This is a genomic window from Paenibacillus fonticola DSM 21315 (assembly GCF_000381905.1).
Lineage (GTDB): Bacteria > Bacillota > Bacilli > Paenibacillales > Paenibacillaceae > Fontibacillus > Fontibacillus fonticola.
This window is the reverse complement of sequence record NZ_KB907279.1, coordinates 17895-35265: the sequence shown is the minus strand read 5'-3', so window position 1 is coordinate 35265 and position 17371 is coordinate 17895. Positions and strand designations below refer to the sequence as shown.

Sequence of the window (17371 nt, the reverse complement as noted above, 5' to 3'; positions counted from 1 at the left end):
TGAAAAAATATATGTGGGGGTATTTGTTTCTCGTCCCGGCGATAGCGGTATTTATCGTTTTTTTGTGGGTACCGATCGGAAAAGGCATCGTGTACAGCTTCTATAATATCGATTTCGTGAAAGGGAACACCTTTGTCGGCTTCGACAACTATATCAAAATATTTAACAATCCCGATGTGCTCCTGTCGGTTCGCAACACGCTTTATTTCATGCTGTTAACTTTGGTCATTGGCTTCTGGGTGCCGATTGCGGCCTCGATCGCCATATCCGAGCTCCGGTTCTTCCAAGGGTTTGCGCGGATCGCCGCTTATTTGCCGTTCGTCGTACCTGGCGTCGTGCTATATGGGATGTGGAGGTGGATGTATGACCCGGTCGGTCCGATCAATGCGCTGCTGGGCTGGTTTGGAGCAGAACCGATTTCGTTTATTTCCGATGGCAGCTGGTCCATGGTTTCGCTGGTCGTCATGGAGACCTGGCAGCAATTCGGTTCGGCGATGCTGATTTACTTGGCTGGGGTGCTGAGTATTCCAAGGGACTGGTATGAGGCGGCGGAAATCGACGGAGCCGGCGTCTGGAACCGGATAAAATACATCACGCTGCCCTCGATGCGGAATCTGATCGTATTGATGCTGATTTTGCAGCTCATCGGCACCTCCCAGGCCTATCAATCGCAGCTGGCCATGCTGGATGGCGGCCCGAACAAGGCGACGCTGACCTATGCGCTGCTTACAGTGAAATACGCCTTCACGCAGCTTGATTACGGGGCGGGAACCGCGCTGGGCGTATTGATGTTCCTGGTGCTGAGCGTGCTCGGTATCATGCAATACAAGCTGAACAGGGAGGATTATTAGGATGGAAGAGAGAGGTATTCTATCGGCAGCCGATTTACGGAAGCCGCTTAATAGAGCCGTATACGGTCTGATGGTGCTGTGTATTGCGGTCATGGCGTTCACGATGCTGTACCCGATCGCTATGACAATGTTCAACGGACTGAAGACGAATCAGGAGATCAATACGTTTCCTCCGCGCTTTTTTCCAACGGAATGGCACTGGGAGAATTTCGCGAAGGGCTGGAGCTACATCAAGCTGCCTGTGTTTTTGAAAAACACGCTGCTGATCTTTGGCGGCAACCTGGTGATGACTGTACTGTTGCTGGGGCTCGCGGCCTTTAGCATTTCGCGCATACGCGTGCCGTATAGCCGGGCGATTTATTTCTTCATCCTGATGACGCTGTTCATTCCGGCGGCCAGCTACATGATTCCGAATTTCGTGAATCTGAAGGAGCTCGGTCTGTTGAATACATACTGGGCATTCTGGCTTCCGGCCGGGGCGAGCGCGTACTATTTTCTGCTCATTAAAAATTTCTTCGACGGCATCCACCCGGAAATCTTCGAAGCGGCGCGGATCGACGGTGCCTCGGAGCTGACCAGTTTTGGACGGATCGCATTGCCGCTGTCTGTGCCGATTTTCGCTACGCTGGCGATCTTTATATTCTCCACGGCCTGGAACGACTGGTTCTGGCCCTCGTTGGTCATGCATACGGAGGACAAATACACATTAGCTACCGCAATCTACAAATACGTGATCAACGCGAGGTCGCTGGACAGCAGCGTTAAATTCAATATTTTGTTTATGGTCATGGTTCCGCCCATTTTCGTCTTCCTTGCCTTTCAGAAGTTTATTATGCGCAGTGTCAGTCTGTCGGCGGTTAAAGGGTAGTGTGCGCGATTCCGTAGCCCTGCACATGATCGCCATATGAATGCACATCGTACATGGAGCGGCCGTCTTCTATGATAAAGATGCAACCAACAACAAATAGGAAAAGGGGAGTATCGATGCGCAAGTTCTCAGCAGTACTGATATGCCTTCTGCTGTCCGGAACGCTGCTTGCGGCATGCAGCGGCGGCAGTACGAAGGTCAAGGAAGAGGGAGGGTCTGCCGGCAATGGGGGCGGCAGCAGCAATACCGGGCAGGCCGAAGAGCCGGCCGACGACATCATCTCGCGGAAAATTACGATTAAAGTCCATTATCCGCTGCCGGACGAAACGACGCTCAGACAGCAGGAGGACGATAAAATAGCCCGGTTCCAGGCGAAATATCCGAACGTGACGATTATTAAAGACGACTGGGCCTATGACGTGAATGAAATCGGTGTGAAAATGGCCGCCAACGAGGCTCCGACATTTTATAACACTTGGGCCACCGAAGCGAATTTCCTCGTTGAACGCGGCTGGGTGGCCGATATTACAGAGCTGTGGAACAACTGGGAATACAAGGATCAGATGAATGAGGTATTGCAAAGCCAGTTTAATGTGGACGGCAAAATTTACGGCGTTACGCAGAACGGTTATATTACTTCAACGGTTGTGAACAAGAAGCTGGTGGAGGACAAGGGCATTACGCTTCCTGCCCTGGACTGGACCTGGGACGATATGTACGAAATGGCCAAGGCGGCTGCCGATCCGAAAAAAGGCATTTCCGGCATCGCGCCGATGGGCAAAGGGAATGAGGCCGGCTGGAACTGGACGAATTTCCTGTTTGAAGCCGGCGGGGATATTGAGACGGTGGAGGACGGCAAGGTCAAGGCGGTGTTCAATTCTGAGGCCGGTGTGAAGGCGTTGGACTTCTACAAGAAACTGAGATGGGAAGCGAACGCCATTCCGCAGGACTGGGCACTGGGCTGGGGCGATGCGGTCAGCTCCTTCCAGCAGGGCCGTACGGCAATGGTCATTGCCGGTGCGTTTGACGTGCTGCAGGCGGCGTTAAATGAGGGCGGCATGAAGCCGGAGGACGTCGTGGCATATCCAATGCCTGCCGCGGAGAAGGGCGGCAAGCACTACGGGATTCTAGGCGGCAATTATCTCGTCATTAATCCAAACGCGACGAAAGATGAACAGGAGATGGCTTTCCGGTACATCACGTTCGACTATTTTACCGATGAAGCGCTGAAGTCCGTGGAGGATACGATCCAGGCCCGCAAAGCGGAGGGCAAGTATTTTGTTCCGACGCCGCTGGAGTATTTCAGCGACGATTCCGAGTATGCGGCCAAAGTGAAGGCAATTTACGAAAAATACGACAACGTGTACAAGTATGATCCAGAGCTGTTCAATCTGCTGGAAGGCAAACCCGAAGCGCAGTTTGGCACGCAGGACTATTATGCGACAATGTCCAATGTCGTGCAGGAATCGTTCTCGAAGAAAGGAACGGATTCCAAGAAGCAGCTCGATGCCGCCGCGAAGTTTGTGCAAGAGAACTATTTCGATAAAATCGAGCAAAAATAGCAGGTGGCTGCTTAAAGGCGGCTCCGTAATTGCGGAGCCGCTGAGCCGCTTTCTTGGCATACCGCCGCTGCGTCAGGTGGCCGCCTGAATATTTACACTCCTTTGTCAGCACAATAAACCATAACTATGTGCAAATATATGGATAAGGGAGTCCGGTGCGTTGGATGAAACAAGCAAAGATGCGAAGGACAAGCTGATGAAGTGGTGGCAACTGTCCTTGATGGGGGTCGCTTGCACGATCGGGACGGGATATTTTCTTGGGACAGGCGTGGGTATACAAATCGGCGGGCCCGCTATTATTCTGGCGTTTATTCTAGCTGCGGCCGGAACATTCGTCGTTTTTGACGTGCTTGCAAAAATGTCCTCGAAAGACCCTCAGGAAGGCTCATTTTGCGTATATGCGCGCAATGCCTTTGGACGCTGGGCCGGCTTCAGCAGCGGCTGGGTGTATTTCTCTTCGGAGGTTCTCATTATGGGGAGCCAAATGGCGGCCTTATCCCTGTTCACCCGGCTATGGTTCCCGGGAGTCCCGATGTGGGTATTCGCCTCGGTATATGCGGTGCTTGGTTTATTTATTATCATTTTGGGGACAAAAGGCTTTGAACGGGCGGAGCATTTGTTTGCGGTAGTCAAGCTAGCGGCAATCATTGCATTTCTGGTATTGGCCGGCTCCGCCCTTCTGGGCTGGCTCGGCGGCGGCAAGCATGCGCCAAGCTGGCCAGTGCCTCTCTTTCCGACAGGAGCGATCGGCGGATGGTCCAGCCTTATTTATGCCTTTTACGCATTCGGCGGCATCGAGGTCATGGGGATGCTGGCAATCCGGTTAAAGAACCCGGAGGAAGCTCCAAAGGCAGGGCGCTGGATGATCGGAACATTAGCCATCCTGTACATCGCTTCGCTGGTGGCGGCTTTAAGCCTGGTGCCCTGGAAAACGATGGGGGCGAAGGAAAGTCCGTTTGTCATAGCACTAAAAGGGTACGGCTTAAGTTTTGTGCCTCATTTTTTTAATGGGATTTTCATTATTGCCGGATTTTCCACGATGGTTGCATCACTGTTCGCCGTCATTACGATTCTGGTGACGCTGGCCAAAAACAAGGACGCTCCGCCACTGTTCGCCAAGGTAAGCCGCGGGAAGAAGAAAACTCCTTATTACGCGATCGGGGTTACAGCCGTTGCCCTTGGCGGCTCCATTCTGTTAGCCCTTCTCCTGCCGGAGAAGATGTATGAATACGTAACAACGGCAGCGGGGCTTATGTTGATGTACAATTGGATTTTCATTCTCTTTACATCGGGTAGGCTGCTGGAGTTTGGCGGATGGGAGCAGGTCAAGCGCTGGAGCAGTACGGGCATCATTTTGCTGGCGGTAAGCGGCACGATGTTTCATGACAAGAGCCGGCCAGGGCTATGGATTAGTCTAGGGGTTGTTGTGCTGATTGGTGGAATAACCTTGTTTATGAGACGGATATGGCAAACGGGCAAGAAGCCGGCAGGCAATTAATTGAACGAGAAAGAAGGCAAGAAGCCATTGAACAAGAAAGAAGAGGCAGCGTGTATCGCTGCCTCTTCTTTGGGTCACCCTATGATGCCTGCTGGTGTTGGCTAAATTAACGGTGAACCCATCCCCGCTTACTCAGCCGTGCATGGAGAACATCATATTCCCTTAATGGGCTAGGGCTATTATGTTGTTGAGTTAGGGTAATGCTAATCTACAGGTATTTATTAAAAGTGTAGCACAGATTAATGTTTACTTCACCTATAGGAATGTATAGGTTTTAATTAGGCAGGCTACAAACAGGCTACAAATAGGACATGCGGCTGGCGATCGATACAGCTTCAGCACTCGATTGCACACCGAACTTCTCAAATATTTTCTTTTTGTGATGATTCACTGTACATTCTTTAATATTCAGCTTTATGGCGATTGACTTGACTGTCTGGCCTTGAGAAATCAGCTGAAGCACGTTTAATTGGCGTTCCGTCAACTGCACGGGACGTTCCTCTACAGACCGGATTTCGGACTGATTTTGCATATGGCTGAGCATATTTCCCGGAATCAGCTTGGCAATGGCGATCAACTCGCTCTTCATATTCGCGTTGATCGTGGAGACGTCAAGGTAGCCTATTGTCCGGGGACCTAGCATCAATGGTGTGGAGAAGCAATGCCAATTTTTAAAAAAAGGGCTTTCATGCTCATCCGGAGGCAAATAGATTGGACTGCGGCGCGCCATCGCTTCGGAAATGGCATTCACCCCGCAGCTTTCCTCGGTAAAATACATGCCTAAACGCATCTGAGATTGGATGACGACTTCCTTAAGATTTTCACAATAATCCATGGATAGCAGCACGCCATCTGCATCTGTCAGCAAAAATAAGAATGTACCCGATAAATGCTCCTTAATGTTCGAAATACATTCTTTAAAAATAGTGATTAAGGATTGATTGCTGTGCTTAATCTGCTCAAACTGCTGTTTGGATGTAAATATAGCGGCTGATTGCGAGGATTGCCGTTGTAAAGTATGTATTTTTTCTGACATTATGCGTAACCCCCTTACTGCCTTTCGCTTTAAAAATTCAAGCTCTCTCTTATTTATCGGGTGATTGGACATAAATTTTGAATGCAAGGCAAAGAAAATGCCATTTTAGTAAAACTATTAGAGCAGCGCCTCTTTATAATAAGCGTAGAAAGTGCTATTATCAATAATGATAATCATTATCATTACTATTATCATTACCGGCTCATGTTGTTATTGCCGCGACCCATGATCATTGTGCTGATCAATGCCGGTCATCAAGGTTATGCCTGTTGGCATGCAGGGAGCTGCAAAAATAGAGGAGAGAAGAGATGAGATGAGGAACGATTCAAAAAATTCGGTTTCCTTGCCGGATAAATCTCACCGTAATCCATTGGCGGACATCCGTGATTTTATGATAGAGCATTATGACAAGCCGCTGTCTATTGGGCAATTGGCCAATATGGCAGGGCTTAGTCCTAAGTATTTCGTCGACTTATTCAAGAAAACATATGGGCAAAGCGCCATGGACTTTTTGACCGATCTCCGCATTAATCGCGCTAAGCGGTATTTATGTGAAACTGATTATTTACATAAGGAAATAGCGCAAAAAGTAGGCTATAGTGACGAGTTTTATTTTAGCCGCAAATTTAAGCAGAAAGTTGGCGTATCCCCCACAGCTTATACCCGAAATCCCCGAAAGCGCATCGCGGCGGCTTCCGCCTCTGCGTTTGGTCAGTTGCTGGCCCTTGACGTCGTTCCTGTTGCCGCACCGCTCGATTCAAAGTGGACGCCTTATTATTACAACCGGTATTATTCGCAAGTTGCCGCGCCCCTTCAGCTTACGGAAATGCAGCAAGGGGAGTGGAGCAAACTGATTCAATCGTGCCCCGATGTTGTAATAAGCCATCAGCCTCTGCCTGAACAGTTAAAGGAGAAGCTGGGGAACAGTGCGCTGCCGTTTTTCGTTCCGGAGGGACAGACGAGCTGGCATAAGCAGTTAGAACAGATCGCTTCATTTCTCGGACGGGAAAAGCAATGTGAGGCATGGCTTGACGCCTACCGCCAAAAGGCGGAAAAGTCGCGCATGCAGTTAGAGAAAGTCATTGGTCAAGACGTCTGCCTCGCGCTCCGCTTATATGGGCGAGCGATGCATGCCTATTGTAACCAGGGCATTCATGATGTACTCTGTGAGGATTTAAATATCAATTTGTCCGTTTCGTGCGATAGAGCAGGTTTTTGCAATGAGGAGCTAAGCATGGAGCAGTTGTATGAGCTCGATCCGGACCGGATTATGCTCTTTGTATGCCCGGAGACGGCAACACGGGCTTACTGGCTGTCGCTGCAGCATAATAAGAAATGGCTCCAGCTCAAAGCGGTTCGCAAAGGATATGTTTATCTCATTCCATCCGATCCCTGGTTTGAATATTCGGCCGTCGCCGTGAACCGGATTCTCGATGAAATGTTGTTGATGTTTACAGGATATTGTCCAGGTTCGCTTCTGGATCATGTCCATGGCAGATCATATGTCCATGACTTATAATCCTTCTAAATGAGAAAGGTTATCACTAGGAGGAGGTTTAGGATGCATCAATTATTATCACCATGGGGGAGAGTGTTGAAGCCTGGGAGGATAGCACTGCTGGCGCTTCTGCTCGTCATGAGCCTGCTGACCGGCTGCGGTTCCAAATCGGCATCTACAGTAGAGCCAGCCGCGGCCAATTCCACCGAGGCAGGTAAACAAGACAAAGACAAAGACAACGAGTCATCCGGTCAAGCTGAAGAGAAGCAAAGTGAAAGCTTCACTCCTGTCACCGTGAAGGATGAATTAGGAAATGAAGTGACTATATCTGAAGCTCCAACGCGCGTGTTTGCTCCTTATATGGAGGATTCACTGCTTGTGCTGGGGGTTCAGCCTGTAGCGCAGTGGTCAAATGGCAGCAAGCTGCAGGAGCATTTAAAGGATCGGATGCCGGACGTGCCTGCGATAAATTTTGTTTCCGGATTGCCGCCTTCGGCTGAGGCCGTCATGTCTTTTGAGCCGGATCTGATCGTACTGCATAATGCCTCTTACGCTCAAAACGGAGTTTATGAGAACTATTCACAGATCGCCCCTACTTACGTGTTCAAAAATGCCGCAGGCGACGTGGAAAGCTCGGTTAGGCAGCTAGCCGAACTTCTGGGGAAATCAGTGGAAGCGGAACAAGCATTGCAGGCCTATCAGCAGAAGGTTACGGATACGAAGGCCAAACTGGCTCCTGTCATCGAAGGGAAGACCGCTGCGATCATCCGTTTAAATGGCAAAGGGATGTTTGTTATGGGGGGAGAATATTTCGGCGGTTACGTCCTGGCGCATGAACTGGGGCTCGCTAAGAGCAAACTGGTAGAGGACGCGAACAGCGCCAACCTTTCCCTCGAAATTTTGCCGGAGCTGGGCGCCGATTATATTTTTCTGGCGAACGATGGAGGGACAGGCGATGCTTTTGTCAAAGAGCTGACCGAAAGCAGTATTTGGAAGGGGCTGGATGCAGTCAAGAACGGGCATGTCTATGAGGTGAATACGGAATATTGGTTTGGCGGCGGCTTGATAGCGTATGAGAAAATTATGGATGATGTTGTGGAGCTGCTAGCACCATGATTGAAACAAGCGCTGTAAAATATTACGTTGCTAATTGTGAAGAACGACTCATTCATTCAAGCGCAGGAAATTTAGCGTACCGGATATTAATTTCACGGCCCAAAGAGGCTCCTCCTGAGGGAGGATATCCCGTTATTTACGCACTGGACGGGGATGCTGTATTCAACACGCTGGCGGAAACGGTACGTCTGCAGACGCGCAAGCCTCATGGCTTTGATCCGGCCGTTGTGGTAGCAATCGGCTATCCTTCGAGAGAGCCTTTTGATATGACGCGGCGCTGTTATGATATGACGATACCGGCGCAAAAAGACTCGCTGCGCGCTCGGCCGAATGGGGAAGAGTGGCCGGAACACGGCGGGGCAGATCAATTTCTTGACTTTATTGAGCATGATCTTAAACCGCTTATTGCGGCGGAGCTTCCTGTCGATCAAACCCGGCAGACGATATTCGGCCATTCCCTTGGCGGCTTGTTCGTCCTTCATGCTTTGTTCTCCCGGCCGCAGACGTTCCAAAATTATGTCGCAGGCAGCCCGTCGATTTGGTGGGGCGCCCATGAGGTGCTTAAGCAGAAGGCTCCCTTTGTGGATAAGCTTAGGGAGCAGGAGGGTGCTTGTCAGCCTCGCTTGTTAGTGACTATTGGCGGCGAGGAGCTTAATGATATGGTGAAGGATGCGGAGCAGTTGGTCCGTGAGCTTCAGCTCACAGTTGCCGGGTTCGATGTTAGACTGGCAAAGTTTCCTGAAGAGGGTCATGTGAGCGTGCTGCCGGCTGCGATTAGCCGACTGGTGAAGTTCGCTCTGGAGAAGAAGCCGCAGAAATAGCTTGTTACCGGGATGATGGGACAGGTTGTTATGGATCGTCGTGGAACAGCTTGTTATAGGAATTATGGAACAACCTGTTATGAATTATGGAACAACAATGCTATGCTCATGGAGCAACCTGTTATGTATCATAGTGTATTGAGAATTGAGAATTTCGGAACAATTGTAGAGGCCGGGTGCTTAGCGCCCGGTCAGTTTTTTGATGCAGGATGACGTTATTAGCAGGATAACGAAATTAATGATAAGGCCTCACTTTTTCCAATATTTCCTTTATAATAAGATCAGCGATTTGGCATAGAGGGAGCGGATTACAGCGAGCAGAGCGGGCCGCCATTAAAAGCTGTGCAAGATTTTAAATTAAATATATTATGAAGCAGGGGTTGTCACGATAATGAGCAATGATCCACTGAAATCGGTTAAATCGATGCAGATACGTCATCTTCAGAACACCGCATCAAGCTTAAAAGACCGTCTGCACGTTGTGTCCGTTTTTGGCGGTGTATTTTTTATGTTGGCGGGGATTTTGCTTCTTGGCGGCTGTCAACCCTTGGGGCAAGCGCAGGAGCAGCAGGCTGTAAAGGAAACGGCGTCTTCGTCTCTGACGGCAGACCGGGCTGAGGCTGCTGACCCGACTGCGGTCTCTGCTGAAACTGCTGACCCAACCGCGGTTTCGGCTGAAGATGCCGACCCAGCTGTAGTCCAGCGACCAGCTGCGGAGAATGGGAGCGAGACGAAGAATTCGGCACTGCCGCAACCTGCTACGATCATGTTCCCTGGCACAAATGGAGACAAGGTGCTGCTTCCGCTGCAAGTGGTGAAAGCTGAACTCAGTCTGGACGATGGGGCAGCAACTTTTACCAAGCCGCCCAAGCCGCCCAAACCGCCTGCTATGAGTTATAAAATACCGCCGGAAATGCAGGAAAGGCTGCAAGCGGTGCTAGTTTACCGTTCGGACATGCCTGGCGGATATCTATTGCTTGCTCCAGCCGGATGGAACGCCTCTGCCGCCGTAGGCGCAAATGGCTCTTATGGAGTAACCTTGAGTGACCGCGAATATCCGGTGCAAACGTTGACGTATTCCGACACTGCAGGTTCTTGCCAAGGCTGCGCTATTAACAGCATAGGCACCTATTTTCCTGATCGGGCAAAGTGGGCGGATGAGCAAGGCTTCACGGTGTTTGAGCCGCTGTCATTTGCAGAGTGGACTCAGCAAGGAACTACGGGGCAAGACGCCAGAACAGCAGTGTACACGACCGGACTCAAGGAAGGCATTTCTCACACTGGCGTGGTCTATTACGAAGAAGCTGCCGAAGGATATCTCTTCCGCGAGTTGGAATTTACGCTGCTGCAAGAAAAGCATATTCATGACGATCAACTGAAAATCGTGCTTGATTTCTTCAGGACGCATCACGGAGCGCTGATTATAGAGGAATAGAGGGCTTTGCGATATATGTAGGAGCATTAAGGAGTGTTAAGGGATATCTAGTAATAAAGAGATATTGAGCAATATTAAGGGGTATTATGATATTTGATGAATATCGGGAAATGTGTAATAAACGTGTAGGATCATCCCTAAAACAAAAAAAGAGTCCCGAATTTTATCGAGACTCTATTCAACATCATGTCAAAGTGATAATTATAATTTTACCCATCATTTGACCGAAGCCAGCTTTACAACCGATTTAGAAGACGATTCTAATTTATAACCTAAGGGGAGCAGCTCCCTAACGGGTACAAACCAGGTATCCCCTTTTTTCACAGCTTTCTGGTATGAGATTTCAGTTTGTAAATTGCCTTTAGTAAGCTTCAGTCCGTTCTGCTGTATTTGAACCGTCATCTCCTGTTGTTTAGCGAAGTCTTCAATCGGAATGATTACCGCGTTCTCGTCGTAAATCGCCCCCTGGCCGCTGTAGCGAACGGGCTCATTATCCACCAAAATTGAAACCGGCAGGTCCAATGTGATCAGGCCATTATAATTAAAATTGTCCCAATACGGAGAATTGGTTTTGAAGCTTTCCTGGTGTTTATAGAACGAGCGGGAAACGGTAGCTGTTCCTGTAGGAATGTCATAGAAAAAATCAGGATATGAATCCGGAGAGGACGTGGCGTACTCCAGCCTGATTAACCGGTCATTGTACCATTTTAAATGGAGCAAGTATAGCTTGTATTGCGGCTTGATTTTGTGAACCAGCTCCATAGTGCTCGTATCGAAAACGTAAAAGGCCGAGTCTGCATACGCCAACTGCTTGCCGCGTATTTCATTGGCGACGATCATATAGCGGCCGCTTGGCGAGAAGCTTGGAGTTTTAAAGTTATTAATGTAGCCTTTGACATCGAGTAAAACTTTTTTTGAGTTTCCTTTTATCCATGTCAGCGTTGACGATTCCCGCTCCGAGCCAATATGCTGATGCGTCAGCAGCAGCTTGCCGTTCTGATTGGCAAGCGCCAGGGAGTAGGTCTTGTCGGAATATTGGAACTGATGATGAAGCGTAACAGGGTTCATTTTGCCTCCATAGGACAGCAAATAAGTCGTGGCAGCTCCTTTAGCTGCCGCAGCTTTCCCTTCAACGATATAGTCACTGGACTGGCAGACTGGGGCGCAGTTCAGTTTTTGAACCGGAATTGGTTCAATGAAGCTGTAGTTTCCTTCCGGCAAAATGGGCTTGTTTTCAGGAATGGAGTACAGCTGGTGCTCTTTAATGTTTGGCAGTTCATTACTATAAGGCGGGTTTGCATAGGTTTCGTATAGGCCTAAAGAAGCGTACAACCGGACGCTTAAGCCTTGAATGTCGGCAATTTTAGTGAGCTGCTTCGTTGTCAGGTCTAATTCATAAATGATGCTGCTCTTAGATGCGTAATCATGGATTAAAGCATAAGCTTTCAATCCCGCAGGCGTTAAGGCAATGGAACCGTCCTCTTTGCGGGGCTCTATCCGATGCTCCGGATTTAATGAAGAATCCTCGAAATGGTATGTATGAGTAATTGTTTCGCCCGTGTCAAAGCTTGTTTGCATGACTTCGGCTTTTGTTTGCAGCTTATTGTTGTCCGTGTAAGTAAAATCAAATCTGACCTCGTATCGCACACGCTCTGATTCCGAAAATGTTTTGGTTAGGGCTGCATCCTCGGCTTCTGCATTAGCAGAAGGAATATACGTAACAAGTAATATACAAAGCTGCAGGCCAAGTATTATTAACCCGCTTTTTAAGACCCTATATAATGCCACAAACATCCCTCCTAAATAAAATAGGTTTGAAGCAGTCAGCTTTTACATTTATGTTAGAAAAATCCCGCTAAAAACGGGTTTTTCTATAGCCGGACTCATTTGGCTAGGGCTGCGGGAAAAGGCTTTACTCTGCTGCGCCATGAGATACAGCAGAGGGAGCGGCAGCCGGCGATCCCCCTGAAGCAGCGCCGCTCATTTCAGCCTGTTCATAATGCTGCATGGCGGCTTGCGAAATTTCGACCGTATCTCCATGCTCGTTCGTCGTTTCTTCGCTTCCCGATTGAGCTTCTTTCTGTTGAGGTTTCGCATTGTCTTTTATTTCCGGAATATGAGCCAATAGGGTATTCATATTCTCGCCTTCCATTTGCTTTTGCATATTTTTGACCATCATTTTTTTCTCAGCATCTGATGCGCCGCTTTGGGCTATTTGCATCAGCTGTTCCATTCTGGATGACGATTTAGCCTGGTTGGCATTCGCAGAAAATGATAAGGGCTGTAAATTCATTTTTAATTCCTTCTTCCTCGAATAATTTGGAGCTCTTTAGAATATATCGGAAAATCATCGACGTTAGTTAATATTTGGAAAACACAAAAAAGGCTGCAGAGACCGCCAATTGACAGCCTGCTACAGCCCGCAAACATCATAATTCAATGATCGATAAAGTTAGACCCAGCTACCGTCGTACCGTCGTACCTAACTTAGGTTGAAGCCGATTGCTTGCTCTTATTGCGGTGACGGTTGCTCCACGGTGTCCCGAGAAGAGGCAGCGCCCATCTATCCAGCCCGTACCATCCAGCCACCTTCCAGGCCAGTACAATCCAGGTCGCGAGTATGAACAACAGCGGATTTGTACTCAAAGTTCCAGCGAACAGAAAGCTTGCGTTCATGAAGGCGCCGAAGAAGGCGGCGATACCCGTCAGTAAGCCAAGAATCAGGCCTAGGCCCACGAGCACTTCACCAAAAGCAACGAAGTAGGAGAACAGCGTCGCATTGGGCAGGACCATATTTTCCAAAAATGTCGCATACCACCCCGTGACGTCCTTGCCTTCCGCCGCTTTGCCCATCGCCCCTTTAACGAATCCCGTCAGCGCTGCACCCGCATCGCTGCCTACCCATTGATCGCTTGTTACTTTGTGCCATCCTGCGTTTAACCAGGCATAGCCTAAATATAACCGAATCACTAACCACAATAGAGCCGACCTAGTGTTATTGAACAAAAAATTAGATACCGGATTTTCTGGAACAAGGATGTTCTTACCCTTTAATTCTTCTTTAATTGTCATTTCATCATCCTCCTCATTATTTCAATTTTTAATCATTCAAGTTTTATCGTATAACATTTGCAGCAAACAGAAAAGGAGAATGATGGATACTATGGTTCATCATAGGAATAAAGATGGGATTTATTCGTTCGATACAGAGCGCGGGGCAATATAGTTTAATGCCTTGCCGAAGGCGGGAGGCAGGAAATGAGTTTCCAAGTAGAACAGGACAGGATAAATGGATAAGCGATCGTCTAAGATGAAGAAGAGGGGGCGCTGTCTACTACGAATATGTCGGTTCCATCCAAAGTCCAGATTTGGTTTGAGCGCTGGGTTTGATGGATTCGATTGATTTCTTGATTTGCTTGATTCAATTGATTCGAAAGTCTCGAAAGTCTCGAAAGACTCGAAAGACTCGAAAGATTCGAAAAACTCGAAAAACTCGATAGATTCGAAAGTCTCGAAAGACTCGAAAGACTCGAAAGACTCGAAAGTCATCGTGTGATTGTGTATGAAAATTCATATAGAATTTACGTTGAAAAGGAAAAATGGGCGAATCTGTATGAAAAATCAAATAGAATTTATCATTTAGCGTTTATTTCGATAATTGTATGCGAAAAATCATACAGATCAATGAAGCTCACTAGATTTGTGGAAGCGAGGCACAAAAAAAACCAAAGAGGGCTGCAAAAGCCTACTAACAGGCAACCAAATCACAGCCACAAACCTGTGCCCAACGCGGCAAGCAAATTTCAAATGTACGGAACAATAGGCGCTGCATCGGTTCCCTTATCTTGTTGCACTCCCTGAAACTTTGTGGCACACTATGAATATCATATAGCAGCTCAGCGGCAAAGCATGCCCGGCTTCCTTTCTATACCGGAGAGGAGTCGGGCTTTTTTATGTCTGTTAGAACGAAAATGTGAAGGCGGGAGGCAGGAAATGAGTTTCCAAGTAGAACAGGATAAATGGCTAAGCGGTCATTATAGACGAAGAAGAGGGGAGCGTCTTGATGCTCTAAAACGCGGTCATGGTTATGGAAATCGTTTGTTCGTTGAGCAAATATGGTGGCCGTTGGTTGGACATTTTCATGGATTGCATCCTGAATATGAAGTTAGGGACTGGCGGGGACGACTCTATTTTGTGGATTTTATGTGGGTTATAGGGTCGATACGTATTATTTTTGAAATTATGGACTTTGGCTCCCACGGTACGGACCGAACCAAGTATCGAAGAGATTTAAACCGGGGACTTTTTCTTCAAGCCCAAGACTGTTCGGTCTACTACATCTCTTTGGATGAGTTGAAGGAAAATCCTTCGTTCATCCTTTCTGCATTGCGGAATTCTCTATCCCCATATCTGGCGGCGGAGTTTGGTGTTAAAAGAACCGTTGCTAGATCTTATTCCAAAATCGAACGAGATTTAATGCGGGCAGCAATTCGCCACAATCGTGTCATTCGCCCAACCGAGGCGGCAAGGGAACTGGAATTGCACACGATGACGGTCATTAAATATTGCCGCTTATTAGTGGAGAAGGGAAAGTTTAGAGCCGTAGCAAGAGGAGTGTCTGGGCGGGTCATCTACTACGAATATGTCGGTTCCATCCAAAGTCCGGATTTGGTTTGAGCGCCGGGTTTGATGGATTCGCTTGATTCGCTTGATTGAATCAATTGAATTGCTTGATTGAATTGATTCGCTTGATTTGCTTGATTCAAATTGATCAATTGATCGATAGACTCGATAGACTCGATAGATTCGAAAGACTCGAAAGACTCGAAAGACTCGATAGTCATCGTGTGATTGTGTATGAAAATTCATATAGAATCTACGCTGAGCAGGCAAAAAGGATGAATCTGTATGAAAAATCAGATAGAATTTACCGTTTAGTGTTTATTTCGAAAATTGTATACGAAAAATCATACAGATCAACAGATGGGCACAGATCAACAGGTAAGCAGGTGGATAATGCGTGTGTCATATGAGGTTTGTCAGCAGCCGACTTGACCGTTGATACGTCTGATCTTAACCCTGTATCCGTCGATTTTGGACTCCATGACCCCACCTTCTGAAGGTTTTGTTTGCAAGCCGTTGAAAGAAAAGTCCAAATGGAACCGCAACAGCCTGCCGATCAATGACTTGTCAAAGCGTCAAAATTTCCGTCTGATGCGGATTTCCGGCTTTACTATAATTCCCGACATTTACTATATACGTTGAGTCCGTCAAACCTCCTCTTACTGTACTAGAGCATGGGAATATAGGAGCAACATTTCGAAATCCCTGCTGTGCTATAACTGAAAATGAAATAAGAGGAGGAGCTGATAAAATATGAAAAAACTAAGTGGAAAGGTTGCTCTTGTTACAGGAGCGAGCCGGGGGATTGGACGTGCTATCGCGCTGCGTTTGGGGCAAGAAGGCGCTTTAGTAGCTGTACATTATGGCAAAAATCGGGATTTCGCAGAAGAAGTCGTTCGCGAGATTGAGCACAATGGAGGGGAGGCATTCACCCTGGGAAGGGAACTTGGCTCAGCAGATAGTGTGACGGCTCTTTATGAGACATTGGATGAAGCGTTATATAGCCGCACGGGGAACAATCACTTTGACATTCTTGTAAATAACGCTGGGATCGGCTTGCCGGCATCCATTGAAGAGACTACGGAACAAGCCTTTGATGAAATCATGCAGATTAATGTGAAAGTACCGTTTTTTCTGATCCAGCAAGCTCTTCAGCGTTTGCGGGACGAAGGGCGAATTATTAACCTGTCATCCGCTGTAACAAGAATTTCCCTGCCTGGCATTCCTGCTTATAGCATGAGCAAGGGAGCAATTAACACGCTCACACTAGCATTATCCAATCAACTAGGACCTCGCGGGATTACAATCAATGCCATACAGCCTGGATTCGTTGCCACGGACATGAACTCAGCAATGTTGCAGGATCCTTCTGCTAATAAATTCGGTGCCGAATATTCGATTTTCGGAAGATGGGGAGAACCGTTAGATATTGCAGATGTTGCAGCATTTCTAGCCTCCCCGGAAAGCCGTTGGATCACCGGCCAATGCATCGACACAAGTGGAGGATCACACTTATAACTTAATTACTAAAGACGCTGCCCCAACAGCAGATTACTTTGCTGAAAGGCAGCGTCTTTTTTTTGAATAAAACTTTTTTCGCCAAGAAATGTAGATAAGTCGACACTGCCAACCGGCTGACAAGCATCTTTCGAGACAGCGCTTGAGCATCGCTTTTGCCCACAAATTCGTTCCTGTTAGCTTCGATAGTAGGATAACACCCAGCATACGCCGTTACGGTCGGTCACAATGGCCAGCAGTCCGTTAAACGGTGCTTCGTATGCTTCAGCAATGATCGTCCCGCCGACAGCTAATCCGTCAAAGATTCTATGGAACTTCTCTTGCGTATCCATTTTTAGAAATACTCTTACGTAATCGCCTATCTGCTCCGGTTTTGACGACTGCGTGTCGGCAAACTTCAGCGTAGCCCCTTCCACATGCAAATCCGCATTAAGCACCTCTTCTCCCTGCTTGCGCAAAATCTCAATTCTGCCGCCAAAAATGCTTTGATAGTGCTTGATTTCGTCTTTGCAGTTATCCACTGCGATAAACGGTAATGCCAGCAT

Annotated in this window: 15 protein-coding genes; 10 read left to right on the top strand and 5 right to left on the bottom strand. The window is 47.9% G+C overall.

Features of this window, described 5'->3' with window-relative positions:
- The first annotated feature begins 11 nt into the window (after nucleotides 1–11).
- The 4 genes from G358_RS0125735 to G358_RS0125720 all read left to right on the top strand — a co-directional run bounded on the left by G358_RS0125735 (nucleotide 12) and on the right by G358_RS0125720 (nucleotide 4779).
- Nucleotides 12–851: a carbohydrate ABC transporter permease gene (locus tag G358_RS0125735; protein WP_033404524.1), complete on the top strand. Its 840-nt coding sequence runs from the start codon at nucleotides 12–14 to the stop codon at nucleotides 849–851.
- 1 nt (nucleotide 852) lies between these two features.
- A complete protein-coding gene (locus G358_RS0125730; protein ID WP_019640144.1) occupies nucleotides 853–1719 on the top strand; it encodes a carbohydrate ABC transporter permease in 867 nt (288 codons plus the stop codon).
- 116 nt (nucleotides 1720–1835) lie between these two features.
- Nucleotides 1836–3281 carry an ABC transporter substrate-binding protein gene (locus tag G358_RS0125725; protein ID WP_019640143.1) on the top strand — a complete coding sequence of 482 codons (1446 nt, stop codon included), beginning with the start codon at nucleotides 1836–1838 and terminating at the stop codon, nucleotides 3279–3281.
- Between the two features lie 160 nt (nucleotides 3282–3441).
- Complete coding sequence (locus G358_RS0125720) at nucleotides 3442–4779, top strand: amino acid permease (RefSeq protein WP_019640142.1); 1338 nt, start codon at nucleotides 3442–3444, stop codon at nucleotides 4777–4779.
- 298 nt (nucleotides 4780–5077) lie between these two features.
- Here G358_RS0125720 and G358_RS0125715 read toward each other — a convergent pair whose 3' ends face one another.
- Nucleotides 5078–5815, bottom strand: a complete 738-nt coding sequence (locus tag G358_RS0125715; RefSeq protein WP_019640140.1) for a helix-turn-helix transcriptional regulator — start codon at nucleotides 5813–5815, stop codon at nucleotides 5078–5080.
- Between the two features lie 313 nt (nucleotides 5816–6128).
- Here G358_RS0125715 and G358_RS0125705 point away from each other — a divergent pair, with 313 nt between their 5' ends.
- The 4 genes from G358_RS0125705 to G358_RS0125690 all read left to right on the top strand — a co-directional run bounded on the left by G358_RS0125705 (nucleotide 6129) and on the right by G358_RS0125690 (nucleotide 10685).
- Nucleotides 6129–7334: an AraC family transcriptional regulator gene (locus tag G358_RS0125705; protein ID WP_019640138.1), complete on the top strand. Its 1206-nt coding sequence runs from the start codon at nucleotides 6129–6131 to the stop codon at nucleotides 7332–7334.
- Nucleotides 7335–7376: 42 nt separating this feature from the next.
- Nucleotides 7377–8429: an ABC transporter substrate-binding protein gene (locus tag G358_RS0125700; protein ID WP_019640137.1), complete on the top strand. Its 1053-nt coding sequence runs from the start codon at nucleotides 7377–7379 to the stop codon at nucleotides 8427–8429.
- Nucleotides 8426–9250, top strand: coding sequence for an alpha/beta hydrolase (locus tag G358_RS0125695; protein WP_019640136.1), 825 nt, complete (start codon nucleotides 8426–8428; stop codon nucleotides 9248–9250). The genes G358_RS0125700 and G358_RS0125695 overlap by 4 nt, the downstream gene beginning before the upstream one ends.
- A gap of 391 nt (nucleotides 9251–9641) precedes the next feature.
- Entirely contained in the window at nucleotides 9642–10685 is a 1044-nt protein-coding gene (locus G358_RS0125690; protein ID WP_019640135.1) for a DUF4850 domain-containing protein, read from the top strand.
- Between the two features lie 216 nt (nucleotides 10686–10901).
- Here the strand turns inward: G358_RS0125690 and G358_RS0125685 are convergent, their stop codons facing one another.
- From G358_RS0125685 to G358_RS0125675, 3 genes are all read right to left on the bottom strand, one after another.
- Nucleotides 10902–12473 (bottom strand): hypothetical protein, encoded by a 1572-nt coding sequence (locus G358_RS0125685; RefSeq protein ID WP_019640134.1) that lies wholly within the window; start codon nucleotides 12471–12473, stop codon nucleotides 10902–10904.
- 124 nt (nucleotides 12474–12597) lie between these two features.
- Nucleotides 12598–12978, bottom strand: coding sequence for a hypothetical protein (locus G358_RS0125680; protein WP_019640133.1), 381 nt, complete (start codon nucleotides 12976–12978; stop codon nucleotides 12598–12600).
- 194 nt (nucleotides 12979–13172) lie between these two features.
- Complete coding sequence (locus G358_RS0125675; RefSeq protein WP_019640132.1) at nucleotides 13173–13757, bottom strand: DoxX family membrane protein; 585 nt, start codon at nucleotides 13755–13757, stop codon at nucleotides 13173–13175.
- Nucleotides 13758–14678: 921 nt separating this feature from the next.
- Between G358_RS0125675 and G358_RS0125670 the strand changes: the two genes are divergently transcribed.
- Nucleotides 14679–15362 carry a hypothetical protein gene (locus G358_RS0125670; RefSeq protein ID WP_019640131.1) on the top strand — a complete coding sequence of 228 codons (684 nt, stop codon included), beginning with the start codon at nucleotides 14679–14681 and terminating at the stop codon, nucleotides 15360–15362.
- 699 nt (nucleotides 15363–16061) lie between these two features.
- Entirely contained in the window at nucleotides 16062–16826 is a 765-nt protein-coding gene (locus G358_RS0125665) for an SDR family oxidoreductase (protein WP_019640130.1), read from the top strand.
- 176 nt (nucleotides 16827–17002) lie between these two features.
- On the opposite strand, the gene G358_RS0125660 is transcribed toward G358_RS0125665, so the two are convergent.
- On the bottom strand, nucleotides 17003–17371 hold the full coding sequence (locus tag G358_RS0125660) for a VOC family protein (protein ID WP_019640129.1): 369 nt from the start codon (nucleotides 17369–17371) through the stop codon (nucleotides 17003–17005).